The sequence below is a fragment of the Nocardia puris genome, from assembly GCF_036051655.1.
GTDB classification, from domain to species: domain Bacteria; phylum Actinomycetota; class Actinomycetes; order Mycobacteriales; family Mycobacteriaceae; genus Nocardia; species Nocardia puris.
Window position 1 is genome coordinate 5053320 of record NZ_CP107943.1, and the last position, 26291, is coordinate 5079610.

General features: G+C 69.3%; 27 protein-coding genes. 7 read left to right on the plus strand and 20 right to left on the minus strand.

Annotated features, from left to right (window positions below):
- Positions 1–61: 61 nt before the first annotated feature.
- From OHB21_RS23385 to OHB21_RS23395, 3 genes are all read right to left on the minus strand, one after another.
- Positions 62–1147 (minus strand): hypothetical protein, encoded by a 1086-nt coding sequence (locus OHB21_RS23385; protein ID WP_195126038.1) that lies wholly within the window; start codon positions 1145–1147, stop codon positions 62–64.
- A complete protein-coding gene (locus OHB21_RS23390) occupies positions 1144–1980 on the minus strand; it encodes a hypothetical protein (RefSeq protein WP_067511312.1) in 837 nt (278 codons plus the stop codon). The genes OHB21_RS23385 and OHB21_RS23390 overlap by 4 nt, the downstream gene beginning before the upstream one ends.
- A 683-nt stretch (positions 1981–2663) precedes the next feature.
- Complete coding sequence (locus tag OHB21_RS23395; protein ID WP_067511311.1) at positions 2664–2912, minus strand: excalibur calcium-binding domain-containing protein; 249 nt, start codon at positions 2910–2912, stop codon at positions 2664–2666.
- Between the two features lie 327 nt (positions 2913–3239).
- On the opposite strand from OHB21_RS23395, the gene OHB21_RS23400 reads away from it, so the two are divergent.
- Positions 3240–4754, plus strand: coding sequence for an endoglycoceramidase I (locus OHB21_RS23400; protein ID WP_067511367.1), 1515 nt, complete (start codon positions 3240–3242; stop codon positions 4752–4754).
- A 122-nt stretch (positions 4755–4876) separates the two neighbouring features.
- Here the strand turns inward: OHB21_RS23400 and OHB21_RS23405 are convergent, their stop codons facing one another.
- Positions 4877–5509, minus strand: a complete 633-nt coding sequence (locus tag OHB21_RS23405) for a DUF2397 family protein (RefSeq protein WP_324192120.1) — start codon at positions 5507–5509, stop codon at positions 4877–4879.
- Positions 5510–5665: 156 nt separating this feature from the next.
- Between OHB21_RS23405 and OHB21_RS23410 the strand changes: the two genes are divergently transcribed.
- On the plus strand, positions 5666–7141 hold the full coding sequence (locus OHB21_RS23410) for an AAA family ATPase (protein ID WP_195126036.1): 1476 nt from the start codon (positions 5666–5668) through the stop codon (positions 7139–7141).
- Between the two features lie 144 nt (positions 7142–7285).
- Here the strand turns inward: OHB21_RS23410 and OHB21_RS23415 are convergent, their stop codons facing one another.
- Positions 7286–7702 (minus strand): hypothetical protein, encoded by a 417-nt coding sequence (locus OHB21_RS23415; protein ID WP_195126035.1) that lies wholly within the window; start codon positions 7700–7702, stop codon positions 7286–7288.
- A 746-nt stretch (positions 7703–8448) separates the two neighbouring features.
- Here OHB21_RS23415 and OHB21_RS23420 point away from each other — a divergent pair.
- Both OHB21_RS23420 and OHB21_RS23425 read left to right on the plus strand, forming a co-directional pair.
- Positions 8449–9504 (plus strand): hypothetical protein, encoded by a 1056-nt coding sequence (locus tag OHB21_RS23420; protein WP_228791592.1) that lies wholly within the window; start codon positions 8449–8451, stop codon positions 9502–9504.
- Complete coding sequence (locus tag OHB21_RS23425) at positions 9504–10892, plus strand: outer membrane protein assembly factor BamB family protein (RefSeq protein WP_067511363.1); 1389 nt, start codon at positions 9504–9506, stop codon at positions 10890–10892. Before OHB21_RS23420 ends, OHB21_RS23425 begins: the two co-directional genes overlap by 1 nt.
- 62 nt (positions 10893–10954) lie before the next feature.
- On the opposite strand, the gene OHB21_RS23430 is transcribed toward OHB21_RS23425, so the two are convergent.
- From OHB21_RS23430 to OHB21_RS23455, 6 genes are all read right to left on the minus strand, one after another.
- Positions 10955–11545, minus strand: a complete 591-nt coding sequence (locus OHB21_RS23430; RefSeq protein ID WP_195126034.1) for a hypothetical protein — start codon at positions 11543–11545, stop codon at positions 10955–10957.
- A 58-nt stretch (positions 11546–11603) separates the two neighbouring features.
- Complete coding sequence (locus OHB21_RS23435) at positions 11604–12077, minus strand: hypothetical protein (RefSeq protein ID WP_067511308.1); 474 nt, start codon at positions 12075–12077, stop codon at positions 11604–11606.
- Complete coding sequence (locus tag OHB21_RS23440) at positions 12074–12805, minus strand: WXG100 family type VII secretion target (protein ID WP_195126033.1); 732 nt, start codon at positions 12803–12805, stop codon at positions 12074–12076. The genes OHB21_RS23435 and OHB21_RS23440 overlap by 4 nt, the downstream gene beginning before the upstream one ends.
- Positions 12802–13122, minus strand: a complete 321-nt coding sequence (locus tag OHB21_RS23445; protein ID WP_067511306.1) for a type VII secretion target — start codon at positions 13120–13122, stop codon at positions 12802–12804. Before OHB21_RS23445 ends, OHB21_RS23440 begins: the two co-directional genes overlap by 4 nt.
- Positions 13123–13475: 353 nt before the next feature.
- Entirely contained in the window at positions 13476–13991 is a 516-nt protein-coding gene (gene msrA / locus OHB21_RS23450) for a peptide-methionine (S)-S-oxide reductase MsrA (RefSeq protein WP_067511305.1), read from the minus strand.
- Positions 13992–14373: 382 nt separating this feature from the next.
- The gene (locus tag OHB21_RS23455; protein ID WP_195126032.1) at positions 14374–15240 is read right to left on the minus strand and encodes an aldo/keto reductase; all 867 of its coding nucleotides are present in this window, start codon (positions 15238–15240) and stop codon (positions 14374–14376) included.
- Positions 15241–15333: 93 nt separating this feature from the next.
- On the opposite strand from OHB21_RS23455, the gene OHB21_RS23460 reads away from it, so the two are divergent.
- Complete coding sequence (locus OHB21_RS23460; protein ID WP_067511304.1) at positions 15334–15684, plus strand: MerR family transcriptional regulator; 351 nt, start codon at positions 15334–15336, stop codon at positions 15682–15684.
- A 138-nt stretch (positions 15685–15822) separates the two neighbouring features.
- Here the strand turns inward: OHB21_RS23460 and OHB21_RS23465 are convergent, their stop codons facing one another.
- The 7 genes from OHB21_RS23465 to sucB all read right to left on the minus strand — a co-directional run bounded on the left by OHB21_RS23465 (position 15823) and on the right by sucB (position 22480).
- Positions 15823–16044 carry a hypothetical protein gene (locus OHB21_RS23465; RefSeq protein WP_067511303.1) on the minus strand — a complete coding sequence of 74 codons (222 nt, stop codon included), beginning with the start codon at positions 16042–16044 and terminating at the stop codon, positions 15823–15825.
- Positions 16045–16248: 204 nt separating this feature from the next.
- Entirely contained in the window at positions 16249–17289 is a 1041-nt protein-coding gene (gene lipA, locus OHB21_RS23470) for a lipoyl synthase (RefSeq protein ID WP_067511361.1), read from the minus strand.
- A 167-nt stretch (positions 17290–17456) separates the two neighbouring features.
- Positions 17457–18188, minus strand: coding sequence for a lipoyl(octanoyl) transferase LipB (gene lipB / locus OHB21_RS23475; RefSeq protein WP_067511302.1), 732 nt, complete (start codon positions 18186–18188; stop codon positions 17457–17459).
- 55 nt (positions 18189–18243) lie between these two features.
- Positions 18244–18897, minus strand: coding sequence for a hypothetical protein (locus tag OHB21_RS23480; protein ID WP_195126030.1), 654 nt, complete (start codon positions 18895–18897; stop codon positions 18244–18246).
- A 116-nt stretch (positions 18898–19013) separates the two neighbouring features.
- Complete coding sequence (locus OHB21_RS23485; protein ID WP_324192119.1) at positions 19014–19553, minus strand: GNAT family N-acetyltransferase; 540 nt, start codon at positions 19551–19553, stop codon at positions 19014–19016.
- Positions 19554–19756: 203 nt separating this feature from the next.
- On the minus strand, positions 19757–20665 hold the full coding sequence (locus tag OHB21_RS23490) for a TIGR01777 family oxidoreductase (RefSeq protein ID WP_067511300.1): 909 nt from the start codon (positions 20663–20665) through the stop codon (positions 19757–19759).
- Between the two features lie 24 nt (positions 20666–20689).
- Entirely contained in the window at positions 20690–22480 is a 1791-nt protein-coding gene (gene sucB, locus OHB21_RS23495) for a 2-oxoglutarate dehydrogenase, E2 component, dihydrolipoamide succinyltransferase (RefSeq protein WP_113975169.1), read from the minus strand.
- 284 nt (positions 22481–22764) lie between these two features.
- Here sucB and OHB21_RS23500 point away from each other — a divergent pair, with 284 nt between their 5' ends.
- Positions 22765–23127 carry an oxidoreductase gene (locus OHB21_RS23500; RefSeq protein ID WP_067511137.1) on the plus strand — a complete coding sequence of 121 codons (363 nt, stop codon included), beginning with the start codon at positions 22765–22767 and terminating at the stop codon, positions 23125–23127.
- Between the two features lie 91 nt (positions 23128–23218).
- Here OHB21_RS23500 and OHB21_RS23505 read toward each other — a convergent pair whose 3' ends face one another.
- Entirely contained in the window at positions 23219–24730 is a 1512-nt protein-coding gene (locus OHB21_RS23505) for a leucyl aminopeptidase (RefSeq protein ID WP_067511150.1), read from the minus strand.
- A 9-nt stretch (positions 24731–24739) separates the two neighbouring features.
- Complete coding sequence (locus OHB21_RS23510; protein ID WP_324192117.1) at positions 24740–25555, minus strand: TetR/AcrR family transcriptional regulator; 816 nt, start codon at positions 25553–25555, stop codon at positions 24740–24742.
- Positions 25556–25644: 89 nt separating this feature from the next.
- On the opposite strand from OHB21_RS23510, the gene OHB21_RS23515 reads away from it, so the two are divergent.
- Positions 25645–26256, plus strand: a complete 612-nt coding sequence (locus OHB21_RS23515) for a GNAT family N-acetyltransferase (protein ID WP_195126027.1) — start codon at positions 25645–25647, stop codon at positions 26254–26256.
- The last annotated feature ends 35 nt before the right edge of the window (positions 26257–26291 follow it).

Here is a 26291-nt window from a genome sequence, read left to right on the forward strand (position 1 = left end):
GGGCACTCCGTTCCCGCTCGCCCGATGCGCGCCCGGAACGCGAGCCGGTCGCCGAACGCGCTCATGCGGAGAGCTCCGAGCGGAGCCGTTCGGCCTCGCGCAACATCCTGGTGATGTCGGCGAATTCGGGTCCCAGGTCGCGGGAGCCCTCGGCGACAGCGAGCACCGTGTCGATGTCATCGAGCCCGCCGAGGTCGTCACACACGCCGCGGCCGAGGGCGTCCACGGTGCCGCTTTCCCGTGACGCGGCGCGGCACGCGAAGGCCAGCTCGCACGACGACATGCATTCCGGCGCGTAGCGCGCGGGAATGCCGGTGATGGTCTTCGCGAGATGCTCGCCGGGCGCGAAAGACGCTCCGTCCGGAAGGGTTTCGATCAGCTCGTGGATCGAGGTGAGCCGCGACAGCTGACGCGACACCACCGCGATCTGCTTGCGCAGATCGACCAGCTCGGCGGTCGGCCGGTTCGTGAAGTCCCTCGTGCACACCAGAATCACGTTGTGCGACACCAGATCCGGCGACTCACCGATCTCGGTCATGAGTTCGCGCAGCGCGATCACGTAGACAGCCGACTGGCGTGCGGCGGCGGACACCTGCACCGGATCGGCCTGCCCGTCCACCACCGGGAACGATTTGATCTCCACCACGTGGAAGCGCCCGCCGATCTGCAGAGCGACCACATCGGGCTCCAGATAAGCGGTGGCCCCGGCGATTTCGAGGCGCAGCATCGGATGGTCGAACAGGGTGCCGTCACCGGAGCTGATCGCGTGGGCGAGCAACTGCCGGGTGCGCTTGTAGCGCACGGCGTTACCCGCGTTGTCGCCGACGGAGTTCAAGTCGTGGTAGGCGACTTCCGGGATGGCGAGCCCCAGCTTCTCGCGCAGCAGCGCCAGCAGTTCGGCGCAGCCGTTGTCCTTCACCATCGCCTCGAAGGCGTTGCCGCGTGTGATCGCGAACTGCGACTGGCCGAACTGCGGTGGGAACCCGAGTTCCCTGGCGATGGCGGCCTTGTCGACGGACGCCGCGTCCAGCAGCGCGCGCCGCGCGCAGCCCGGGTTCGCCGTCAACGCCGCGATGGTGCGGGCATTGTGGCGGCACGCCGGCGCCGCGCCGCGCAGCTCATCCAGTCGTGCCGACAGTGTGTTCATCCCACCTCATTTCGTCCACGGGCCACGCCGAGCCGTATCCCGAAGTAGCGGGCGGCGTCGTCGAGCTGGTGATCCGCGCGCCGCGCCGCTTCGGCGCGCCGGCGCGCGTCCTCCTCGCGGTGCACCGCGAGTTCCCCTGCGGCGGCGTCGATCACCGCGACGGGGTCGATCGTGTCCGGCGAACCCTGCACGCCGGGAACGGAAACCGCGAGCTTCCACAGCACCCGCCGCGCCCCGGGGCCACTGTCCGGGCGGTCCGCGAGGTGCCCGGCGAGCCGGATGGTGGCGGTGAGCAGGTCGACGCGCGGGCTCAGCGGCCCGATCATCCGCTGCGCCAACGGCCACGTGCTCACCGCCATCAGCCCGCGGGCCGGGGCGAGGTGATCGGCCGTGAGCGCCGCGCAGATGTAGTACGGCCGCGTGAACGGCGACGCGCGGAACGACCGTTCCTCGTCGCGCCGCAGACTGGTCAGCCGGGCGGGCACCAGCGCGCCCGAGAAGAACGACTCATGAACGGCCAGAACGAGTTTCGGCGAAGCCGGCGCGCCGATCAAGGTGAGCGCCCGGTGCACGTGCTCGCGAATCGGCATCGCGGACGCTTCCGCCGGCGCGGCGATCCGAGATGTGCTCGGCGCGGCCATATCCGGCTCCGCACCCGGTGCGGTCTGGTCCTGGGTGGTCCCCAGCACCGCCGCATCCCACGCATCCTCGGTCCGCCGCAGTTCGGCGCGCAGTTGCCGCGCGGTCGCCCGATCCCCGGCCGCCACCGCGCGCCGCACCCCGGTGCGCAGCTCGGCGATGCGCACCTCCAGTTGCTCGGCGGTGTCGGTCACGGCGCGAGCGTATCCAGATCTTCCAGCAAAGTCCAGCATTTTCCAGTATTTGCCCGAAAGTGGCGGGCAGTGTCGTCGGAGTGTTGTGCGCACCGTAGCGGCGCGGTCCGACAACAACTCCCGTCTCAAGGCGGGAGATGTCCGAGAGTTCACTCGCACCCGATGCCGTCGCGATCACGGTCGAGTTCGTATTCGTCGGGCCCGATGACCTGGACCCGGCCGGTATAGACCGGTCCGTTCCCGCTGCCACCCGCGCAGTCGACGTCGCTGACGATGGGGAGGCAGGGGATGTACGAGGGGTGGCAACTCGGTGCGGGTGCGGGTGCTGGTGCGGCGGGCGCGGGAGGAGGTGTGGCGGGCGCGGGCGGAGGTTGGGCCGGAGGCAGAGCCGTCGTGAGCGACGGCGGTTCGGTGACCGCGGGGAGTGTGGGGGAGGCAGGCATTCGAGCTGTCGTAGCCGAGGCGGGCGTCCGCGAGGTCGGAGACTGCTCCACTCGCGACTCCGTATCGAGCGCGCACCCCAAGAGGACCGCCAGGCAGGCGGTGCCAGCCACTACATGCCGCGCGCCCATCGCGGCCTCCTTCATCACGAACCGGGCGTTCACCGGGAATATCGCGTGGGTCCGAGCCCTCGCTACAACCAGATGCGGGTGGGGTGCCCGGAACCCGAGCACCCCGCTCCTTCACTCGCAGCCGATGCCGTCGCCGTCGCGATCGAGACCGTACTCATCCGGTCCGATCACCTGGACGCGACCGGTGTAGACCGGTCCGTTCCCGCTGCCCCCTTCGCAGTCCACGTCGCTGACGATGGGCAGGCACGGGGTGTAGGAAGCGTGGCATTCCGACGGCGCCGCGGCGGCCTCCTGCGGGGTAGCGAGGGCGAAGCCGAAGGCGGCGATCGCGGCGGAAGCGAGGGTGACGATGTACTTCATTGTGCTCCATTCAGTTGTTCAGCGCCGCAAAGTCTGCCACGTCGTCATCGGTGAATCACAAGGTAGGGGAGGGGATTTCATGTCGAGATGGAAGGGGCCTCGGTGTGCTTGATTACGGAACGAGGCTTCGTGGGGAGGTGGCCGTTAGGGTTGTCCGGGAGTTGTCTGCTCAGGCGCGTTTCGCGGCAGGGGGACAATGTTCTAGTGGGCTACAGGCGAAACCGCCCGCGGTGCACCATGCCTCGCTACCATTCCAGCGAACTGGACGGCTGACCATTTAGCTGCGGGTCGGCTGGGAAGTGAGGTTGGCGGATGGTCGTAAGGATGATGAAGTGGCGGACTCGCGCCGCCGTGATAGTCGCGTCGGCTGCCTTGGCGGCCGCTTCTCTCGCGATACCTGTTGGTGCGGAGCCGAATTCGCTAGCACCCATCCGCGCTGAGGGTAGGTACCTCGTGGACGGCCACAACCGAGTGGTGCTCCTGCACGGCGTGAACAACGTCGACAAGGACGCCCCGTACGTCGAGCCGGGCGACGGCTTCACGCTCACCGCCGAGGACGCGAAGCTCCTGGCCCGCCACGGTTTCAACACGGTCCGGCTCGGCGTCAGCTTCGACGGATTGATGCCCGAGCGAGGCGTCATCGACACCGCCTACCTGAACCGAATAGCGTCGGTGGTGGATGTCCTTGCCGCAGAGGGCATCTACACCCTGCTCGACAACCATCAGGACGGCCTGTCGAAGATCTGGGGCGGCAACGGATTTCCTGAATGGTCCCTGCGCTCACGCCCCGGCGCGGCCGAACCCAACCCGGGCTTCCCGCTCTACTACCTCATGCCCAGCATGAACCGCGGCTGGGATGAGGTGTGGAACAACGACAATGGCGTCCTCGACCACCTCGGAGACGCCCTCGGCGCGTTGGCCGCGACGATGAACGGCCGCGCCGGCGTCCTCGGCATCGAACTCATGAACGAGCCGTGGCCGGGATCGGCGTTCCTCACCTGCTTCCCCGACGGTTGCCCGCGCTTCGATGCGAAATACCAAGGCGCGATGCAGAAACTCACCGACGCGGTCCGCGCCCACAACCCCACGATCCCGGTGTTCTGGGAACCCAACGTCACCTGGAACGAGACCATGCCGACCAATCTCGGCAAGAACCCGCCCATCACTTCCCCGGACATCGTCTTCGCGCCCCACGACTACTGCATTCCCAGCCAACTCGCCATCTACCTCGGCCTCCCCGAAGCGCTGCGCGCCCTCTGCGGCCCCCAGCAAGACAAGACCTGGTCCAATATCGACTCCTTCACCCACCGCGCCGACATCCCCACCCTCGTCACCGAATTCGGCGACGGCGACCCCACCGTCCTCCACAACACCCTCACCCGCGCCGACGCCCGCTTCATCGGCTGGCACTACTGGCACTACTCCTCGACCGCCGGTGGTCCGGACCCCTTCACCGGCGCGATCGGCACCGAACTCGTGCGCACCTACCCGCGTGCGACCGCGGGCACCCCGGACGGCATGATCTTCGACTCCACCAACGGCGACTTCGCCTACCGCTACACTCCCCACCCCGCCACCGCCCCCACCGAGATCTACGTCTCCGACCTGCATTACCCAGAGGGATGCGAAGTCGAAATCGACGGCGGGACAGTGACTTCGGCGCCGGGCTCGCGTGTGGTCACCATCGAACCCGCCGGCGCGGCACCGGTCACGGTCCGCATCCACAGGCCAGGGTCCGACGGCGCCGAGGTGCCGTCGGGACCGATCAGTACGGGGTCGTCGTCGGGTTCATCCGGATTCGGGTCTTCCGAAACAGACTCGACTTCTGGCTCAGCACGATGAGACACCGGCTCGCGCTGGCGTAGTCGGTCCCTGGTTGATTCGAGCGGGCTGGCGCGCCGACGGTCATGCCCACACTCATTTCGTGGGGCGTATCGGGAGCCGTCGAGTCGGAGGGCTGTTCTTCACGTTGGACGCGCGAGTCGAGCCGCTGGGATCGGCAAGAGATTCGACAAAGCTGGGCGAACGGGGTTCGCTGGAGTCGTCGCCAGCGAAGCGATGATGCGGCGGACTCGGAATCGGCGGTCGAGGTAGGAGGGCGTCAGGCGGCGATTCGACCGGTGAAACGGAACCGGGTCCAACGGTGCGGTCGACCTCCATGGCCATAACGCGGTGGGGCCGCTGGCCCGAGGTGGACGATGAGGCCGTGCGGCGGTGGGTGTCAGCTGGAACCGGTCGCGCCTGCGCAGGAAGTCTTCGCCGGTGCGTGCCGGTTCTTGCCATCGCGTCAGGACCCCCCACCGCACAAGTCGGTCCAGACGCGCGTCGAGCGCGAACACGTCCTCGTGCACGAGCCGGTCGGCGGTTTCCGGGGAGCCGGTGCGGGCGCGCACCCATGCCTGCAGCTGGGTCGACACCTCATCGTGCGACATGCCGGTGAGGCTCGTGTCCTGTGCTTCCAGTATCACGTCGACGATCGCCCGGTACTGCGCCGCGAACCGCGATGAGAGGTAGGCCGGAATCAGCTCCTGCCCCGGTAGGTAGGCAGCCCATTGATCGACTCCCCCGGCCTCCGGAAACTCCTCCCCGGTCGTCACGGACTCGACCATAGCTCGCCGGAGGGGGGCGATGCGGCGCTTCGCGGGACGCGGTGCGCACGTTGGGACCTGACACGTTCGCCATGGGCCCTATCCGATCGGATGCAAGGAGTACACTTCTTAGGACTGTACTCCTAAGGAATTGGAGCATTGGCCATGCGCAAGCCTGATCGCCTGTTCGACCGGGTGGTGGAGTGGGACGGCCTGGTGTCGTTCGCGTCGCGCCCGGCCCGGACGGCGCAGTTGGGCATCGTCAGTGGGCGGCGGCGGATGGGGAAGACGTATCTGTTACGGGCGTTGGTCGAGCGGTTGGGTGGGTTCTACTTCGGGGCCACGACGGCGACCGGAGGGGAGTCGCTACGGCAGTTCGGGGCTGCGGTTGCCGCGTTCGCCGGCTCCGAGGTGCCGATCTCGTTCGACAACTGGGATAACGCGATCGCCTATCTGTTCGGCCTGGGTCGCGATCGCGCGGACGAGCCGCTATTGGTGGTGATCGACGAATTTCCGTATCTGGTGAAGGCGGTTCCGGAACTCCCCTCGTTGATGCAAAGGGAGATCGACCGGTACCAGGTGGAGCCGAGTGGGATTCGGGTGTTGCTCTGTGGTTCCGCACTGTCCGTAATGGGTGGCTTGCTGGCCAGCAATGCGCCCTTGCGTGGCCGGGCTCAGCTGGAGATGGTGGTCAGTCCGTTCGGGTATCGCGACGCCGCGCAGTTCTGGGGTGTGGCGGCCGACCCGCCGTTGGCGGTCCAACTGCACGCCGTGCTGGGCGGAACTCCCGCGTACCGGCGGCAGTTCCTGGCCGACGATGTTCCCGCGTCGCTGGACGACTTCGATTCGTGGGTGTCGCGCACGGTGTTGTCCCCGCTCAGTCCGCTGTTTCGTGAGGCACGCTACCTGCTGGCCGAAGAGGCCGAGATCCGCGATACCGCGCTGTACCACTCGGTGCTGGCCGCGGTCGCCCAAGGCAACAACACCCGGGGCGGGATCGCCGGCTATATCGGCCGGAAGGCTGTGGATATCTCGCACCCGCTGACGGTCCTGGAGGACTGCCATCTGCTGGTGCGTGAACAGGACGTGTTCCGGGCCGGGAAGTCGGTCTACCGGATCACCGAACCGTTGATCAACTTCTACGAGGCGGTGATGCGTCCCGCGTGGGCGCGGCTCGAGAGTGGGCAGGCTCGGCAGGTGTGGGCCCGGTCGAAAGAACGGTTCGCCGCGCAGGTCGCGGGACCGCACTTCGAGGCGATGTGCCGGGAGTTCATGCTCGGTGACGGTGTCGAACTGCTCGGCGCCGAGGCTGTGTTCGGTGAGGTGGGTTGCGGGATCGTCCCGGATCCGGCCGCGCGAAAGCAGATTCAGGTCGATGTCGCGGTCAAGATACCGGGGGACGGCGGGCGCAGCGCCGCTGTGGCGATGCTCGGAGAGGCGAAGTGGGGTGTGACCATGGGCGTCGGCCACGTGGATCGATTGGCCCGCGCGCGCGAACTGTTGGCCGGGAGCGGAGTGGACACCTCGAACTGCCGCCTCGCCTGTTTCAGCGGTGCGGGATTCAGTGACGCTCTTCGGCAACGGGCCGATCAGGATTCGGATGTGATGCTCGTCGGACTCGCGGAGATGTACGCCCGGTAGTGGTGAAGGTTGGGCGAGACGCCCGAGGGGGCTCGGGCGTCTCGCGTTTCGGATTCGGTGACGGGTGAATTCGTGCGAAGCACGGTCGGCTGGGGCTCGATCCGATCGGGCGCGCCAGGTGTGACCAGTTGGCGGCTTCGCGGTCTATCCGAGCAGGTCGTCGAGGGTGGTGGCGGTGGGGAATCGGGTGGTCCACTCGCGGAGTTGGTCCAGGGTGGCGTAGTGGATCGTGTTGAGGGCGGGATCGGGGAGGGGGCCGAATTTGGTGGTGAGGAGTTCGATGAGGGTTTCGGCGCGGCCGATTGCTTCGCCTTCGGTGCGAATGCGTCGGGCTGTTGTCATGATTGCCAATTTCGTTCGGAATCCGAGTTGGTCGATCGCTGTTCCCATGTCTTGTTCGGCGGGTTCGCCGGGGAGCGGTACCCGTTCGAAGGAGTCCCAATCGATGCGTTCGGCGAGGGTGGGTGGGAGGGCGTCGCGCAAATAGGCGGCGGCGTTCTCTGGGCGGCCGAAGACTTGGCGGAAGTACTCGCCTTCTGGGGTCGTGGGATCGGTTGGCATGCGGTGAAGGTACAGCACGTTTCGTGCGCTGGGAGCTGATTGTATTCGCTTGTCTTGCAGTCTATTTGGAGATCTCTGAATTGCGATATGGGAACTTCCCGGTCGGAGACGCGTGAGGTGGATTCGTGGGCGAAAATTATTGGAGTGCAGATAGTTTCGAAGGGGAGTGCGCGGTGGGTTGTGGGGTATCCTGTGGTTGCAGGGTGAAATTCGCACCGAATTGTTTCTTTGCGGGGTCGTGTTCTCGACGGGTCTGCATCGGCGAGACGTCCCGCGGCGGAGGGTTCCTTCGACGCACGGTATGTGGGCTGTCGCTCGGGAGCGACTCGAATCGTCGCATTGTGCGGCTGTCGCTCACGTGGGGGCGCGGACCCGCATGATGCGGCCCCTCCTTGACTGTTGAGGGCGCTATCCTCACCTGAGCTTCGATTCACCTCCCACCTGGTCTAATGGTCGGGCCGGAAGGAGGCGTGATGGTGGGTGACGGCGGGTCCGGTCGGTCGAAGAGGATCGATGCGTGGACCACCGGATTGGTGTGCGTTTCCATCGTGGCGGGTGGGGTGATCGTCGGTGGGTTCTTGCACGATCCGGAGCCGGAGTTGACGACTGCGCCGCCCACAACCACCACCATTGCGCCGCAACCGGAGCCGGAGCACACGTATCGCACCCCTCCGGTGGTTTATCCGACGGAGATTCCCGGGTGCGAGACCGTCGATCCGCCTGGGGACGATCAGGCGTTCGGGTGGATGTCGGTCGATGCGTTCGGCTATGACAATCCGGAGTTCCCGTGGTTCTCGGCGCGGAAGGCCATGGCGATGTCGACCGCCCTGCGGGAGGCGTTGCCCGATGGGGTGGTGGTCGGATTCGGACCCCTCGAGGATTCGCTGTTGTTCGGGCCGATTGTCGCCGGTCCCGAAGGGACTTCGTTCGGTGATTTCACCGATGCGCGTGCCACGGTGTGGCGCGGCGAGAACGCGGGGTCGCTGTGGGTGACTGTCCGGCAGTCCGCCGAGCCGATTCCGCCGTGTGTTGCGGGGGTGCTGGATGAGCGACGCACGTTGGCGGACGGGACCGTGGTCGATACACACGACACCTGGTCGGAGGTCGACGGGGTGCGCACGCTGTCGCGCCACGCTGTCGTGTACCTGCCCGATGGGAGCGTGGTCGGTGCGAACGCCGACGACAGGCCGGGGGATGAGCAGCCGACCGGTACCGTCCCGTTGACGGTCGAGGAGTTGGTCGCGTTGGCGACGTTGCCCGAGTTGCGGGTGAGTGCGCCGGTGCCGCCCGGTACACCGGACGCGCCCGAGAAGTGTTCCCTTTCTGTGGACGACGCGCCGGAGATCGAGGAGGCTGCGGCGCGGCGCTTGAACGAGGCGCTGGCGCGAGTCCCGGTGTCGGGACTGGTGTTCGACCATCCCTTGGGGGATCTGCGGCCAACTGTGTTCTCCGGTGGTCTGTGTCAATCGGTGCGGGTCGGTGTGGAGGGACAGCAGTCGCGGTTGACCGTCACCGTCGCTACCGGGCAGGAGCTGCCTTCGGATTCGGCGTCGTCGTCTCCGGAAGATCGAAAGACCGTGCGGCGGTCGGCCGATGGATCGGTACTCGAGACCGAGGAGAGTCGGTCGAGTGTCGTGCGCGAATCAGGAACCGCCACATCGAATATCAGGCGAACGGTCACCGTGACGCACCCGTCCGGCACGCGGATCCGGGTGTCCTCCGACGCCGAAGGGCCTGTGGAGCCGGTGGCGATGGAACAACTCGAAGCGATCGCGACCGCTCCGGGTCTGGAGGTGTCGTGATGGGGTGGGCTCCCGAGGTGCGGAATCTGGTGATCGCGGGCGTGGTCGCCGCCCTCACCACCGCGGGTGCGGCCGCGGTGTTGATGCAGCCGGAGGACACGACGCGCAAGATCACCGGAACCAACGATGCCGCACCGGGTCTCGCGTGGTCGGTCGACCCGGCCCAGGTCTACGGCGCGGACGACGCGCAGTTCCGCCATCCTGCGGGCGGCACCGAATACGATGCCGGCGGTGGGGGATTCATCGCCGCGGGTGACACGTTGGTGTCGGTGATCGCGGTGCCGGACGGGCAGATGTATCTGCGCGAACCGAGGATGTACGGCTTCGACGCCGAGACGGGTGCGGTGCGCTGGCAGGCGCCCGCCGCTGACTTGGGTGGCTGCGCGCCGAGCGCCGTGGACGATCACATCGTCTGCTACACATCGGCTTTGGCAGAGGAGCCCGCGCTGGTGGGCTACGACGTCGACAGCGGGGCGGTGACCCGCACCCCGGTGGACTGGATGGTGTTCGCGCTCGAGGTCGTCGGCGACCGGATCTACGTCGGGGAAGGTGACGTCGAATCCGATGATGTGCGTGTGCATTCGGGGACGTTGGCCGATCCGGACGCGCGCTGGACACGGTCGTTCGCGATGGGCACGGCGTGGGAGAACGCCTTCGGGAGCGACATGCTGGACGTCGAGCACGGGCAGGGTGTGTTCACTATGGGTGTGGACGTGGCGGGCTTCGAACTCGAGACCGGCCGGGAGACCTGGACGCTCGAACTGAGTGGATGCTCCAGTTCCGCAGCGACATTCGACGCGCTCGTCTTGATCTCGCACTCCGACTGCTCGGGTAACGGCATCTCAGGTGTCGACGTCGTCGACCGCACCGGGCGCACCCTCGTGGCAGATATGCCCGGCCCGCACAGCCTCCTGCGCGACGAACCTGCGGACTCATCGATCCCCGTGCTCATCGGGGACACCGCGTACGACCGGAGCGACGGTTCGGTGCTCTGGACCAGTCCGGACCTGGTCTACCACGCTCAGGATGATCCCGGCGCGCGCGGAGCCGCGATCGCCGTGCTCGGCGATATCGCTCTCGTCTTCGAGCCGTTCGACCGAGTCCTGTCGGGGCTGGATCTGCGCACCGGACAACGTCTGTGGCAGACCGACTCCGAACAGCCGGCCGCTGTGCGTTCCGGGGAGGGCGGCATCGCGCTGCTCACCGACTACGATGGATTGCGGGCTATCGACCTGTCGAGCGGTGACGGTCTTTGGGACACACCGTTCGACGCCATTGTCGACGAGCCGCATGCGCTACTCGACAATGGTGAGCTCGTGGTGTTGGGGGAGGGGCGGTATGCGTTTGTTTCGGGGAGGATGATGATCGGGCTGCGGCCGTTGCCGTGAAGTCGTGACCAGATCTGCGCTGGCCGACCGTCGAGCCCGAGGTAATCGGGCCTCGGCTCGTCTCAGCGCACATCGCCGTCGGATTCTGTTGCCGCAGCGAGTCTTTCCGCGAACCGGGGATGCGCCTGCACCACGAGATGCCTGCGGTCGGGACTGCGGGTCACGGTGCCGACCGGACGGATGCTGGTCAACAATCCGGTGATGGCCAGCAGGATCACCGGTGTGCCGAAGCTGACGACGAACGCCAGAAACACGGTGATGTCGCGCAAGCCCGCTTGGGCCGCGGCGAAAAGGCCGATGACGAGACACATCGCGGCGAAAACCGAGAAGAGGAAGGCGAATTCGCGAGCCTTGATCCAGAGCTTGCACCGGCGGCAGATCGCCCAGTTCGCGTGCACCACCGAGTCGGCTTCGCTCGACTTCCTGAGGTAGTCCATGCCGTTCGGCGTGAGCGAACGGTAGTCCTCGATACGGGTCTGCGTCGTGATCCGGCTGATGCCTTCGAATTGGATGGTCGCTTCGTAATGGTCGATCGCGGGGCGGCCGTGAGGAAGGCAGATCGGCGGTAACGATCCCACCAGCGTGTAGTGCGGTATACCGCGCTGGTCGAGCGGGTTATTGCGGTCCGGGGCGTGCGTGAGTCGCAGGCGCACTTCGGTTTTGCGCCGGAACGCCGCCCTCGATCCGCCACGGGGCCGGCCGGCGGCACGCCTACTGGAGCCAGCCACGCTGCCGGCGCTCGCTGAAGTAGTCGTCGTCGGAGTCGGGGACGTCGGGAGTGACGATCTGGTCCCGATTCGGCTTGCGGGTCCCGGGCAGCACCGGATCCTGCGGTGCGGGCTCGGCGGGTGGCTGGTCCGCCTCCGGCGCCGGCGGTGGTGCGGTGGTGTCCCGGTATCGCTCGAGTTCGGCGCGACCCTCTTCGGCCAGCCGTTCGCGCTCGTCCTCCGACAGTTCGGCGAGTTCTTGCATCGCGGTGGGTAGGACGCCGTCGAGGATGCGGTTGAACGGGTCGGTGCGCGCCAGGTCGCGGACGCTTCCGTTGCCCGCCAGGATCTCCCGGATCTGCCGCTTCAAGTCCTCGTCCCGCGAGTGGTGGGCGATGATCCGCAGTGCCTCGCCGACCTGTCTGGACACGGCGGCGTCACCGCGGGCGACGTCCAGCATCGGTTCGGGATCGTTCACGAAACCCCCTGGTGGTCATAGGTTTCCCCACCGAGGGAGGGGATGTCGGTGGAACTGACGGTCGCCACGGCGCCGAGGATCACGCCGATGGCCGCCTCCGCCCGGAACACCCACGTGGTGAACTGGCCGAGCACTTCGCCCCACGTCTTGATGATCTGCGCGACCTCGTAGACCGCCGAGGCGGTGGTGAACACCGAACCGACGGCACCGACACCCGTGCTCGCCATCGCCCAGGCCGCCGCCTGTTTGATCGCGAGAATGATCGCGAGGTCGTAGATGTCTTGGGTCTTACCGCAGATGTATTGCGCCATGTAGTAGGACGCGAGGGAATACTCCTCGACCGTGATGCTGATATCGCGCAGAGCGCCCGCCTGGGTGTTCAGCGCCTTGGTCAGCTCATCGAAATAGTCGTCGGCGGCGTCGGCGGCGTTGCCTTTCCACGTGTTGTGCACCGTGGTGTTCTCGGTCGAGATCGTGCGGGCGTAGTCGCGCAGGTATTCGGCCATGTTGTCCAGCGCTGTCCCTGCCTTCTGGAGGGCCTGCCAGTCGCCGGCGATCTTGTTGGTCGTGTAGCTCAGCGGGTCGACGCCGATCGTGTTGACCAGGACGTAGTTGATCCAGTAGCTGGGCGAGACGATATTGCCGTTGATGACCAGCTCGACCAGATCCGGGATCGGATCGCTCGGCTGGGGCTCGGTCAGGGCGGAGATCGGCGGGTTGACGGTCATTCGCCCTCCTCGACGTAGGTCTTGTCGAGTGCGGCCGCCCGCGCGGCGTCGGTGGTGCGATACATCTGTGCGGCCTTGACGAGTTCCGCGGCCGAGCTCTCGGTGACCGACGCGAGAGTCTTGAAGTTGGACTCCAGGTCGCTCAGGATGTCACGCAGCGTGTCGGCGACGCCGGTGAGGAACACGCCGCCCGCATCGTCCACGTTCAGCCACTTCTGGGCGTAGGGGGTCGCCTGGGTGTGGTCGCTCGCCAGCTCCTTCAGTTTGGTCGCGAACGTATCCAACCGGTCCGGTTCGACCTTCAGTTCCTCTGCCACGTGCCCACCTCGCTTGCGCTACCGGGCCCCGCGTCGTTCGAACCCGCTCTCATCAGTTTCAGACGCACGGGCGGTCCGGTCGGTTCCCTCGGATTCGAGATCGCAGGTAGTTTGCCATGGGTGCACCGTCGGTACACCGCGGAGGGCGCCGCGACGCTGCGCGTGTGGCGACGATGGGGGCCGACCGCGCGAACGGGCGCTCCGATGAGCTGTGGCGTGAGGCAGTACGCCGACCGCGATCGTCGGGCGCCCGACGGACCCCGGCCGAGCCGCTACGTCTGCGGTTGGACGTGAGGGCGGGCCGATCGGCGAACGTGGCGGGGAGTCGATGGCGCGTCCCGCCGTCGAATGGACTACTGCCCCGAGGTCTGCCTGGTGGGGAGCTTCCAGCCCGGGCGGGGGAAGTGGCAGGTGTAGCCGTCGGGGTAGCGGAGGAGGTAGTCCTGGTGCTCCGGTTCGGCTTCCCAGAATTCCGGGGCCGGGCTCACTTCGGTGACGACCTTGCCGGGCCAGAGGCCGGAGGCGTCGACGTCGGCGATGGTGTCGAGGGCGACGCGCTTCTGGTCGTCGTCGAGGTAGAAGATCTCCGAGCGGTAGCTGGTGCCGATGTCGTTGCCCTGGCGGTCCTTGGTGGTGGGATCGTGGATCTGGAAGAAGAACTCCAGCAGGGCGCGGTAGTCGGTCTGCGCGGGGTCGTAGATGATCTCGACGGCCTCCGCGTGACCGGGGTGGTTGCGGTAGGTGGGGTGGTCGTTGACGCCGCCCGTGTAGCCGACGCGGGTGGCGAGGACGCCGGGCTGTTTGCGGATCAGGTCCTGCATGCCCCAGAAGCAGCCCCCGGCCAGGATCGCCTTCTTCGTGTCGGTCACGCCGCCTCCTTCGTCTCGGACCCGCGCGGTGGTGCGCCACCGGTCGTCTGCCTGGTTTCAACCGTACGTGGGTTCGGAAGATTCCGGGGGTGGGGTGAGTGGAGCTGGGTTCCGCCAGCAGTCGGGCACACGTTCGCCAGGGAATCAGGTCGGACGGTGTGTCGTCGGTGGTCGGCGGAGTGAGGCTTGTGCTGGCGTGCTCATCTCGCCCAGCGGCTTCTGCCGGCCGGTTTCGGGACGGCGAAAAGCTCGAGGAGGTGCCGACCAAGAGTTCCATCGCGTGCCCAGGTGGAGCTGCTCGAGCGATCGATGGTTGGTAGCTACCCGTCGTGGGACGAGTCGTGCGTGCCGTCGCGCACGGCACCCACGACGAAACGGCGCACTACCCCGAAATGCTGTCGAGGGTGGCGAGTTCGTCCTCCGAGAGGTGCACGTCGAGTGCGGCGAGGTTGTCCTTCAGGTGGGTGAGGTTGGTGGTGCCGGGGATGGGGAGGAGGTGGTCGCCCTTGTGCAGGAGCCAGGCGAGGGCGAGGCGGGTGGGGGAAATGCTGTGGGCGGCGGCGATTTTCGTGGCGCGGGGGTCGGTGGCGGCGGGGCCGAGGGTGAGGGGGAAGAAGGCGACGAAGGCGATGCCCGCGGCGCGGGTGAGGGCGACGATGTCGTCGTGGGTGCGGTCGCCGAGGGAGTAGTTGTTCTGGACGGCGGTGATGGGGGCGATGTTTCGGGCCTCGGCGAGTTGGGCGGCGTCGACGCCGGAGATGCCGATCGCGCGGACTTTGCCTTCGCGCCGGGCGTTTTCGAGGACGCCGAGTTGATCGGCGAGGGGGACCGTGGGGTCGACGCGGTGCAGGTAGAGCAGGTCGAGGCGGTCGGTGCGGAGGCGGCGCAGGCTCGATTCCAGTTGCTGGCGCAGGAATTCGGGACGGCCCAGCGGCACCCACTCGGCGGGGGAGGGGCGGGTATTGCCGATCTTCGTGGCGATGGTGACCTCGGTACGGAACGGTGCGAGGGCTTCGGCGAGGAGTTCTTCGCCCGCACCCAGGGCGTAGGCGTCGGCGGTGTCGAAGTGGTTCACGCCGGCGTCGGCGGCGGCGCGCAGGAAGTCGATCAGGTCGGCGCGGTCGGTGGGCGGGTGCCAGATCGGGGCGGTCATGCCGTGGCGCTGGTCGGGGCGGTCGGCCATGCGCATGGTGCCGAGGCCGATGCGGTGGACGTGGAAGTCGGTGTCGAAGGCGTAATCGGTTCGCATGGGACCACCGTCCACGTTCACACGGTGTGAAGGTCAAGGCGGAATGGTGGGCGCGGTTCGGTGGTTGTGACCGGACGGACGAAGGAGGACCTTGTGCGGATCGGTGAGCTCGCGGCGGCGACGGGAACCAGTCAGCGGCTGCTGCGCTACTACGAGGAACGCGGGCTGATCACCCCGGACCGCTCCGCCAACGGCTACCGCGACTACCCGGAGTCCGCGGTGCGCGACGTGGCGCGGATCCGCCGGCTGCTCGCGGCCGGACTGCCCGTGCGGGTGATCAACGACGTGCTCGCCTGCGTGTGCGGCGGGGACGACGATGTGGAGCCGTGCATGGAACCGACGCTGCGGGCCGAATTGTCCGCGCTGGATGGGCAACTCGACGATCTGCGGCATCGGCGCGCGGAGCTGAACGATCTGATCGGGAGGATTCACGCCGACGCCTGAGTGGGCGGGTGGTTTGCCGCCCCGGGGCGTCGATCGGCGTCCGATAGGTCGCGCGGGGTGACGGTCGCCGTCGCGGAACGGGTCGGCAGGTGAGCGGACCCGGCGGATCTCGAAGCTGATCGCGCGCATCGGCCGCCGTCAGCCCGCGGACGTGTACGCCGACCTCCGCCGCTTCGACTCCACCGTGCGGGCGGCCCGCGCGATGGGGGCCGAGGCGCGTGAATTCCTTTCCGGCGTGCGGAGATTGCGCACGGAGAAGCACTCGCTGGCCAGCGTCGACGTGGCCGTCATCAGCGGGATGAAGACCAACGTCCTGGAGTGCACCCAGCGCCCCGCCATCAACCGCGCCCACCGGATCACCGCCGAGACGCTGGATCGTGGGCGTTTCGTCCCCGCGCCCGGCTTCTTGTCGGACCGCAGGATGGTGCTGACGCGGGACCGCGACCGGCGTTCGGCCCCGGTGCGACCGGCGGAACGATCCTCACGGCGCTCCTGTGGTCGCGCTCCAGCGCTGGGAACACCCCTCCGGGCGCCGGGCCCGGAGGGGGTCAGCGATGAACCGCGTCAGCTGCCGAAGCGGGCCAGCACCGACGAGGCCTCCTGCGACGCGGTGCCTTCCTCGGCGAGATGGGTCATGGCGGGGGCGATCTCCCGGCCGTGGTGGGCCATCGCCTGCGCGTAGAGGCGGCCCGCGCGGTAGGAGGAGCGGACCAGGGGACCCGCCATGACGCCGGCGAAGCCGATCTCCTCGGCGGTCTTGGAGTGGGCGACGAACTCCTCCGGCTTCACCCAGCGGTCGACGGGGTGGTGGCGGGGGGAGGGGCGCAGGTACTGGGTGATGGTGAGGATGTCGCAGCCGGCCTCGTGCAGGTCGCGCATGGCCTGGGTGACTTCCTCGGGGGTCTCGCCCATGCCGAGGATGAGGTTGGACTTGGTGACCAGGCCGGCTTCGCGGGCGGCGGTGAGGACGGCGAGGGAGCGCTCGTAGCGGAACGCGGGACGGATGCGCTTGAAGATGCGCGGCACCGTCTCCAGATTGTGCGCCAGCACCTCGGGGCGCGAGGAGAAGACCTCGGCGAGCTGATCAGGGTCGGCGTTGAAGTCGGGGATGAGCAGCTCGACGCCGGTGCCGGGGTTGAGGCGCTTGATGGCGCGCACGGTCTCGGCGTAGAGCCAGGCGCCGCCGTCGTCCAGGTCGTCGCGGGCGACGCCGGTGATGGTGGAGTAGCGCAGGCCCATGGCCTGGACGCTCTCGGCCACGCGGCGGGGCTCGTCGCGGTCCAGGGCGGCGGGCTTGCCGGTGTCGATCTGGCAGAAATCGCAGCGGCGGGTGCACTGCTCGCCGCCGATGAGGAAGGTGGCCTCGCGGTCTTCCCAGCACTCGAAGATGTTGGGGCAGCCCGCCTCCTCGCACACCGTGTGCAGGCCCTCGCGCTTCACCAAACCCTTGAGCTCGGTGTACTCGGGGCCCATGGTGGCACGGGTGCGGATCCACTTGGGTTTGCGCTCGATCGGGGTCTGCGCGTTGCGCGCCTCGATGCGCAGGAGCTTGCGCCCGTTCGCCGCGCGGTCGCCGGACTTCGGCGGGACCGTGGGAACCGGCAGCGCGACGGCGGATTCCGGTTGTGCCGGCGCGGATCCCGCGGCGGGCGTGGTGTGCGATGTCGGGGTGTCGACTGAGGTCACGTCTCGACCTTACGCCGTGCCCGGCCGACGGTGCCGAGGTGCCGGGCGCACGGGTGAGAGGGCGGTCACAGTGCGGTCCGCCGGGCTCACGTCCCCGAGGCCGCCGCGGCTCCGGGCGCCTGCGCGAGGGTGTGGTCGGTGACCGGGAGGTCGCCGTCGAGTGCGCGGATGATCGCGTCGGCGACCAGGGGCTTCACCTCCGCGACCGTGACCTCGCGGCCGAGTTCGCGGGTGAGGGTGGTGACGCCCGCGTCGCGGATGCCGCAGGGGACGATGGCCTGGAAACCGTCCATGGCGGAGTTGCAATTCAGCGAGATGCCGTGCAGGGCGACCCCGCGCTGCACGCGCACGCCGATGGCCGCGATCTTGCGCTCGGCGAACAGGCCCGCCGCGGGCAGCCACACGCCGGAGCGGCCCTCGACGCGTCCGCATGCCAGGCCGAGCCCGGTGCAGACGGCGATCAGCGCCTCCTCGAGGCGGCGCACGTACTGCACCACGTCGACGGGCTCGGCCAGCCGGACGATCGGGTACCCGACGAGCTGGCCCGGACCGTGCCAGGTGATCTTGCCGCCGCGATCGACCTGCACCACCGGGCTGCCGTCGATCGGCAGATCCTCGGCCTCGGTGCGGCGGCCCGCGGTGTAGACCGACGGGTGCTCGAGCAGCAGCAGGCGGTCGGCGCCGCGGCCCTCGGCGCGGTCGGCGGCGATGGAACGCTGGATCTCCCAGGCGGCGTGGTAGTCGATCAGTCCGAGGTCCTCGATCTCGACCGGGGTGGTGTCGAACCGGGCGGACAGGCGGGCGCGCGTGTCTTTCACGCCCTTGACGTTACGCCCGGGTGACGGTGCCCGTCACCGGGCCCGGGCGTGCGCGTCAGCGGCCGAGCAGGCCCGGCAGCAACGGGATGCGGCCCGCGTAGTCGGTGGGCAGGTAGCGCTCCCGGCTGGTGGTCCAGGGCTGGCCGGACAGCGGGTCGTACTCGGTGGGCATGGGCACGTCCTCGGGGGCGAACGCGGTGAGCCCGCGCGTCCGGGTGGTGTGGACGGCGCGCCACAGGTGATCGTGGAAGGCGATGACACCCGCGATCCCGTCGGTGTCGCCACGGAGTTCGGCGGCGCGGGCTGCGACGCCGTCGGTGGACAGGTAGACGAGGGTGCCGTCGTCGGCGCGGTCGGGGTCGATGGAGACGACGTCGGGGAGGGCGTACTCGCCGCGCAGCACTTCGGCGATCTCGGTCTGCGCGTAGACGGGGATGTCACGGCCGTTCCTGGTGGCGACGACGGCGGCGGCGAGCGCTTCGTTCACCGGGCCCGGTGCGCCGACCGTGCGCTGTGGGTCGACACCCTCGGGGATGCGGTTGCCGAAACTGAAGGCGAGGAGGAAATCGAACTCCGACGAGGGTTTCGCCGGGGTGGTCCAGAGGGCGGACAGGTCGCCGGCCGGTGGGGCGGCGGGGGCCGGGGCCGCCCAGCAGGCCGAGACGACCAGGGCGGCGAGGGTGGTGACGAGTACGCGGCGCAACCTCATGGAGCCGATCGTTGGTGACGCCGGGGCGGATTCGCAACTCGCGCGGCGGACTGTTCGCTTCGGAGCACCGCGTTGTTCACGGGGTGACGAGCAAGCCGGTGTCGCGAACTGCCCCTCTAGACCGCCTCGGGGTCCATCGGCAGGGTCAGCTGCATGAGGGTGAGGTCCATCCAGCGGTCGAACTTGCGGCCGACCTCGGGGAGTTGCCCGACGATCACGAAGCCGAAGCGTTCGTGCAGGGCGATGGAGGCCGTGTTGCCGGATTCGATGGCGGCGACCATGGCGTGGACGCGGCCGGAGGTGCGCGCGCGGTCGATCAACTCGGTGAGCAGGGCCTTGGCCAGGCCGCGGCGCTGGAAGCGGTCGTCGATGTAGACGGAGTTCTCGACCGTGTGGCGGTAGCCGACCTTGGGCCGCCACTGCCCGTAGCTGGCGTAGCCCGCGACCTCGCCGTCGATCGCGGCGACCAGCACCGGCATGTCCGCGGCGGTGCGGTCGCGCCACCAGGCCGCGCGCTCCTCGAGGCCGACCTGCTCGACGTCCCAGATCGCCGTGGAGGTGGCGATGTTCGCGTTGTGGATCGCGAGGATCGCGGGGAGATCGGACTCCCGCGCGTCCCGGATCACGGCGGTGGGGCGGGTTTCGAGCGTGGTCACAGGATCTCCGTCGGTGGGTGGTGGGCCGGGAGCGGTTCGAACCGATCGGTCCGTTCCGGTGATGCGTGCACGGGTCCGGTGCTGCGTGCACGGGGCACCGGGTTGTGCCGGGCACGGGACAGGCGAATTCTCCAGCCCGATCATGGCGCGCCGGGCCGCCCACCCGCAATGCGAGCCTGCTCACCCGGGGTCGAACGGACCGCTCAGCGGTGATCGTCGTCGGCGCCGACCGCGGCCGCCAGCGCCGCCCCGATCGTCGGATGACGAAACTCGTACCCCGCCTCCTCGAGCGCGGTCGGGATGGCGCGCGGCCCGCGCAGGATCGCTTCCTCGGCGAACTCACCCATCGCCGCGCGCAGCGCGAACGCGGGCACCACCAGTGGCGTGGGACGCCGCACCGCCCGCCCGAGGGCGCGGTTGAATTCGGCGTTGGTGACGGGCGCGGGACCGACCGCGTTGACGGGGCCGCTCAGCGCGTCGTCGGTGAGGGCGCGGGTGATGGCGCCGATCTCGTCGTCCATGGAGATCCACGGTGTGTACTGGCGTCCGCTGCCCAGCCGCCCGCCCAGGCCCAGCGAGTACAGCGGTTGCAGCATGCCGAGCATCCCGCCGTGGCGGGAGAGCACGACGGCGCTGCGCAACAGCACCGTGCGCACCCCCGCGGCGGCGGCGGGCTCGGTCGCGGCTTCCCAGTCCCTGCACAGCGTGGCCAGGAAACCCGTTCCGGCGGGCGAGGATTCGTCCACCACGCGGTCGCCGGTGGCGCCGCCGTAGTAGTGCACGCCGCTGGCGTTGACCAGCACCGGCACGCCCGCGGCGGCCACCTTCCCGGCGAGCACGTCGGTCGGGGTGATGCGGCTGTCGCGCAGCTCCTGTTTGTAGCTGCCGTTCCAGCGGCGTCTGCCCAGTCCGGCCCCGCACAGGTTGACCACCGCGTCCGCGCCGCGCAACGCCTTGGCGTCGAGTTCGGCGCGCGAGGGGTCCCAGACGAACTCGTCGGGGGCGGCGGCGGGACGGCGCACCAGACGGGCCACCTCGTGCCCGTCGCGGCGCAGGGCCGCGACGAGCGCCGTCCCGATCAGCCCGGACGAACCGGCGATCACGACCTTCATACGGGTACGAACCCTCCCCAGTCGTTACAGGCCCAGATCGGCCTCGAACGCCGCCTCCTCGAGCCGGTGCCGGATGGTGGTCAGGAAGCGACCGGCGTCGGCGCCGTCGATCAGGCGGTGATCGTAGGTGAGCGGCAGGTAGGTCATCGACCGCACGCCGATGGACTCGCCACCGGTCTCGTCGGTCACCACCACCGGGCGCTTGACGATCGCGCCGGTGCCGAGCATGGCCGCCTGCGGCGGGACCAGGATCGGGGTGTCGAACAGCGCGCCCTGGCTGCCGATATTGGTGATGGTGAAGGTGCCGCCCGACAGCTCGTCCGGCTTCAGGCCACCGTTGCGCGCGCGGTTGGCGATATCGGCGATCGCGCGCGCCAGCCCGGCCAGCGACAGGTCGCTGGCGTTGTGGATGATCGGCGAGAGCAGGCCCTGCTCGGTGTCGACGGCGATGCCGAGGTGCACCGAGGCGTGGTAGGTGATCTCCTTGGTGCCCTCGTCGTAGGAGGCGTTGATATTGGGGTGCACACCCAGCGCCTCGACGACCGCCTTGGCGAAGAACGGCAGGAACGTCAGGTTGACGCCCTCGCGCTCGGAGAAGGCCGCCTTGGCCTGCGCCCGCAGCGCCGCGATCTTGGTGACGTCGGCCTCGTGGACCTGGGTCAGCTGCGCGGTGGTCTGCAGCGATTCGCGGGTCTTGGTGGCCGTGATCTGCCGGATGCGGCTGGCCTTCTGCGTGGTGCCGCGCAGGTGCGCCAGACGCGGGCTCGGTGCGGCCGGAGCCTTGGCGGCGGGCGCGGCCGCGGCCGGGGCGGCGGCGGGGGCCGGAGCCGGGGCGGGCGCCTTCTTGGCCTCGGCGGCGGCGAGCACATCCTGCTTGCGGATGCGTCCGCCGACACCGGAACCGGTGAGGGTGGACAGGTCGACGCCGTTCTCCTCGGCCAGCTTGCGGACCAAGGGGGTGACGTACGGGGTCGCGCCGTTGCCGGACGACGACTGGGCCGGAGCCGCGGCGGCGGGTGCAGGAGCGGGAGCCGGTGTCGGAGCAGGCGCGGGTGCCGGTGCAGGAGCCGGAGCAGGTGCTGGCGCCGGTGCAGGGGCGGCGGCCGCGGGGGCCGGAGCAGGAGCAGGTGCAGGGGCGGGCGCAGGCGCCGGAGCGGGCGCGGGTGCCGGAGCAGGCGCGGCGGCGGCCGGCGAGCCACTGCCGATCACACCCAGCTGACCACCGACCGCGACGACGTCGTCCTCCTGCGCGGTGATCTCCAGCAGCGTGCCGGCGACGGGCGAGGGGATCTCGGTGTCGACCTTGTCGGTGGAGACCTCGAGCAGCGGCTCGTCGACCGCGACGTCGTCGCCGACCGACTTCAGCCACCGGGTCACGGTGCCCTCGGTGACCGACTCGCCCAGCTCGGGCATCTTCACCGGGGTGCCCTCGGCGGGACCCGAGGCGGCGGCCGGTGCGGGCTCGGGCTCGGGCGCCTGCGCGGCGGGGGCCGGGGCGGGCTCGGGGGCCGGTGCTTCCTGCGCGGGGGCGGGGGCGGCTTCGGGAGCGGGAGCCGGTGCGGCGGCGGGCGCTTCGCCGGCCTCGCTGATGACGCCGAGCTCACCGCCGATCTCGACCACATCGTCTTCCTGGGCGACGATCTTCGACAGCACGCCCGCCGCGGGGGACGGGATCTCGGTGTCGACCTTGTCGGTGGAGACCTCGAGCAGCGGCTCGTCGACCTCGACCGTGTCTCCTTCCTGCTTCAGCCACCTGGTCACCGTTCCCTCGGTGACGCTCTCACCAAGAGCCGGCATCTGGACGGAGAAGGCCATGTCCGTTGACTCCTCTGACTGCTCGACGGGTTCTACAACAGTTGATCTCGCGGCGGGCCGCTCACCACTGGTCGCGGTGAGAACCCGGAAGCCACCGGACAATTCCGCGCGGCACCGGAGATCGGTGCGGTTCTTGTACCGCGGTCCATCCTTGCACTCGATCGCGTGGCGTGTAGCACAGGGCAGTGTTCTGTCGGCAACATCGCGGCGTTCGACCGGGAAGCTGGCACCATGGAGGGACCGGATGTGAGCGGAAATCCGGGAGGAAAGGGAGGTCGGCGCCGATGGGCCTGCTCGATCGTTTCCGCGGCGCCGGCCGCGGTGGTGGCGGTGCGACACGCCGTGCCACCTCGGGCAACGAGGACGCCCGGTATCTCGCGGAGTGGGTGCGCACCCACATCGGCGTGGAGGGTTACATAGAGCCGAAGACCACGATCACCGACGTGACCGTGGTGCTGGTGGCGGCCGACGGCGAATGGACGCGCCGCATCGTCGGCGAGCGCGGCGCGCGGCGGCTCGCGGGCGATCTCGGCATCCCGGTGTACGACGTCGCCAAGACCGGCTACCCGCAACGGATGCGCGACTACGACGCGCGCAAGCGTATAGAGCGCCAGCGCGCGTTCGAAGACGAGCTGAAGGACCTGTAGCGCCGGAAAGGCCGGTAGCGCGCGAAGGACCGGTAGCGCGCGGAGTACCGGTAGCGTCGCCCCGCGGCCGGGAGCGACGCCACCGGATCATTCATTCCGCGGCGATGTCCTCGATCACGGCGATCAGCGTGCGCACCGGCACACCGGTGCCGCCCTTGCCGATGTAGCCGAACGGTCCGCCGGTGTTGTACGCGGGCCCGGCCACGTCCAGGTGCGCCCACTGCACACCCTCGGGCACGAACTCCTCGAGGAACAGCCCGGCCGAGAGCATGCCGCCCCAGCGGTGCGGCGTGACGTTGGCCAGGTCGGCGATCTTGGAGTTGAGGTCGGCGCGCAGTTCGGCCGGGAACGGCATGGCCCAGCCGTTCTCGCCCACCTCGCGGGAGATGCGGGCCACCCGGTCGCGGAAATCGTCGGTGCCGAGCACGCCGGGGGTCCGGGTGCCGAGCGCGACCATCTGCGCGCCGGTGAGGGTGGCGACATCGATCAGGTAGTCGGGCGCGTCCTCGCCCGCGCGCACGATGGCGTCGGCCAGGATCAGGCGGCCCTCGGCGTCGGTGTTGATCACCTCGACGGTGGTGCCGCCGTACTGGGTGAGCACGTCGCCGGGGCGCTGCGCGGTGGCCGAGGGCATGTTCTCCGCCATCGGGACGGTCGCCGTCACGGTGACGGAAACGCCGAGGCGCGCGGCGAGCAGCACGGTGGCCACGACCGCCGCCGCGCCCGCCATGTCGGAGGTCATGTTCTCCATGTTCTGCGCGGGCTTGATGGAGATGCCGCCGGTGTCGAAGGTGACGCCCTTGCCGACCAGCGCGACCTTCTTCTCGCCGCCGGGATAGCTGATCCGCACCAGGCGCGGCGGACGCGAGGAGCCCTTGCCCACGCCGAGCACGCCGCCGTAACCGCCGGCCTCCAGCGCCTTCTCGTCGAGCACCTCGACCTCGAGGCCCGCGCCCTCGGCGAGCACCTGGGCGCGCGCGGCGAACTCGGCGGGGAACAGGTGGCTGGGCGGGGTGTTCACGAAATCGCGCGCGGTGGCGACGGCTTCGGCGACGAGTTGGGCGCGCTGCAGCGCCTCCTCGCCGAAATCCGGTTCGGGCACCAGGAATTCGACCCGCGTGACGGGCTGCTCGTCGGGCTTGGGCGCGGACTTCTGGGAACGGAACGGGGTGAACGTGTACGCGCCGAGGTAGAAGCCCTCCGCGGCGGCGCCGAGATCCAGGCCGCCCAGCGTGGTGGCGACGACCTCGGTGCCGCTGAGCGAGCGCGCGGCGACGCCGGCGCTGCGGCGGATCTGTTCGGCGTCGACCTTGTCGGGCGCGCCGAGACCGACGGCGAGCACGCTGGTGACGCCGTCGAGCAGCGCGGGCGCGGGCACCCGGGTGAGTTCCTCGGCCTTGCCCTTGGCGCCGACGGCGCCCAGCTGGTCGAGCAGTTCCGCGCGCACCTCGGCGGTGAGCACGTCGCCGAACAGGTCGTCGGGCGCAATCGACGGACCGTTCTCGGAGGAGGTCAATCCGATCACCAGCACGTCGGTGTCCGGCCCGAGAGTTACGGTGCGCGCCAATTCCGGTCCGAGTGAGCGATCTGCAACAGCGGTCATCAGCACAGGCTAAGCGGTCGGCTTCGAGTGGTGCAGCGCGACGCCGTCCAGCAGCAGGCCCACCCCGCGGCGCAACAGGGCGTCGAAGTCGAGTTCCGGGCCGGGCGGGTCGGCGGTGAAGATTTTGTGCAGGGCGGGTCGAAGTGCCGGATCGAGCAGTTCGGCGACCTCGGCGCGGGTCGTGGTCCGGCGGTAGACCTCCGCGCCGGAAAGCCGCTCCGCGCGTTCGGAACTCCACAGCAGCGCGAGTCCCTGCACCAGGCCGGAGCAGGTCAGGTAGACGGTGAGGGTCTCCTCGTGGGACAGGCCCAAGCCGTCGAGGGCGGCGAACGAGCGCTCCAACGTGTCGAACAATGCGGGCCCCAGCGGCGGTTGCGCCCTGGCCAGCACCGGCAGCAGCCAGGGGTGATGGAGGTAGAGCTGCCATTCGGCCTCGGCCTCGGCGGTGATCGCCGCGCGCCAGTCGGCCGGGTCGGCCCGCGGTTCGGGCGCTTCGGCGATGACGAGTTCGGTCATCGCCCCGAGCAGGGCCTCCCGGTCGGGGAAGTGCCGGTAGAGGGCGGCGGTCGCGACGCCCAGCTCCCCGGCGAGGCGGCGCATGGTGAGGCCGTCGAGACCGTCGCGGTCGGCGAGTTCCACTGCCGTGCGCGTGATTCCGACGGCGGTCAGGCGCGACGGGCGCCTGCGCGGTTGCGGGGCGCGGTGGTCGCGGCGGGCGCGATAGGCGCGGGCCTGGCAGGAGCGCGAGCAGTAGCGGCGGCGGCGCCCACGCTCGGGCTGTGCGACGGCGCCGCCGCAGTGCTGGCACGGCGATGTTTTCGACACACGAACAAGTGTGACGAAATGATGGCTGCGTCGCTGAGTGATCCATAGATTGGCCGGTGAGGACATCGTTCACTTCGGGAGGAGAAGACATGCCGATCACGGTGCGCAAGGCGGGTATCGAGGAACTGGACGCGGTGGCCGACGCGTTCGCGACGGCCGGCGCCGACGAGGCGGTGGCGGCGTGGGTGATGGCGGGCCATCCCGCTATCGCGGCGGGATACCGCGCGGACTACGTCCCGCGCGTGGTGGAGCGGGCGCTGCGCGACGACGAGGTGTGGGTCGCGGGGGAGGAGGACCGGATCTGGGCCGTGTCGCTGTGGCAGCACGTCACCTCCGAGGAGCGGGTGCTGGCCGAGGCGGCCGAGGCGCGCGAGATGGCCGCCGCCGGACCGGATGTGGGGCCGCTGCGCAAACTCGTCTACGTCACATCGCTGCTGGCCGAGCACCATCCGCGCGAGTTCCCGCACCGCTACCTGCAGGCGATCGTCACGCTGCCCGAACATCGCGGCAAGGGCGCGGGCGGCGCCATCGTGGCCGACCGGCTGAAGGCGTACTCCGACGCGTCGGAGACGGCGTTCCTGGAGGCGAGCACCGAACGGTCGGCGCGGCTCTACGCGCGCAACGGCTTCGCCCGCACCGGCGTTACCCACACCCTGCCCGAGGACGGCCCGACGCTCATCCCGATGTGGTTCCGCGGCTGACGGCGTGCGGCCCGACGCGGGGCTAAGCTTCGCAG

What these genes read in the sequence shown, in the direction of transcription:
- OHB21_RS23455 (WP_195126032.1), bottom strand. Translation starts at nt 15,240, where the DNA reads ATGCGAACCGATTACGCCTTCGACACCGACTTCCACGTCCACCGCATC.
- OHB21_RS23410 (WP_195126036.1), top strand. Translation starts at nt 5,666, where the DNA reads ATGCGCAAGCCTGATCGCCTGTTCGACCGGGTGGTGGAGTGGGACGGC.
- OHB21_RS23490 (WP_067511300.1), bottom strand. Translation starts at nt 20,665, where the DNA reads ATGAAGGTCGTGATCGCCGGTTCGTCCGGGCTGATCGGGACGGCGCTC.
- OHB21_RS23415 (WP_195126035.1), bottom strand. Translation starts at nt 7,702, where the DNA reads ATGCCAACCGATCCCACGACCCCAGAAGGCGAGTACTTCCGCCAAGTC.
- OHB21_RS23385 (WP_195126038.1), bottom strand. Translation starts at nt 1,147, where the DNA reads ATGAACACACTGTCGGCACGACTGGATGAGCTGCGCGGCGCGGCGCCG.
- OHB21_RS23425 (WP_067511363.1), top strand. Translation starts at nt 9,504, where the DNA reads ATGGGGTGGGCTCCCGAGGTGCGGAATCTGGTGATCGCGGGCGTGGTC.
- OHB21_RS23505 (WP_067511150.1), bottom strand. Translation starts at nt 24,730, where the DNA reads ATGACCGCTGTTGCAGATCGCTCACTCGGACCGGAATTGGCGCGCACC.
- sucB (WP_113975169.1), bottom strand. Translation starts at nt 22,480, where the DNA reads ATGGCCTTCTCCGTCCAGATGCCGGCTCTTGGTGAGAGCGTCACCGAG.
- OHB21_RS23440 (WP_195126033.1), bottom strand. Translation starts at nt 12,805, where the DNA reads ATGACCGTCAACCCGCCGATCTCCGCCCTGACCGAGCCCCAGCCGAGC.
- OHB21_RS23420 (WP_228791592.1), top strand. Translation starts at nt 8,449, where the DNA reads ATGTCGGTCGATGCGTTCGGCTATGACAATCCGGAGTTCCCGTGGTTC.
- OHB21_RS23480 (WP_195126030.1), bottom strand. Translation starts at nt 18,897, where the DNA reads ATGAGGTTGCGCCGCGTACTCGTCACCACCCTCGCCGCCCTGGTCGTC.
- OHB21_RS23400 (WP_067511367.1), top strand. Translation starts at nt 3,240, where the DNA reads ATGAAGTGGCGGACTCGCGCCGCCGTGATAGTCGCGTCGGCTGCCTTG.
- OHB21_RS23500 (WP_067511137.1), top strand. Translation starts at nt 22,765, where the DNA reads ATGGGCCTGCTCGATCGTTTCCGCGGCGCCGGCCGCGGTGGTGGCGGT.
- OHB21_RS23395 (WP_067511311.1), bottom strand. Translation starts at nt 2,912, where the DNA reads ATGAAGTACATCGTCACCCTCGCTTCCGCCGCGATCGCCGCCTTCGGC.
- OHB21_RS23515 (WP_195126027.1), top strand. Translation starts at nt 25,645, where the DNA reads ATGCCGATCACGGTGCGCAAGGCGGGTATCGAGGAACTGGACGCGGTG.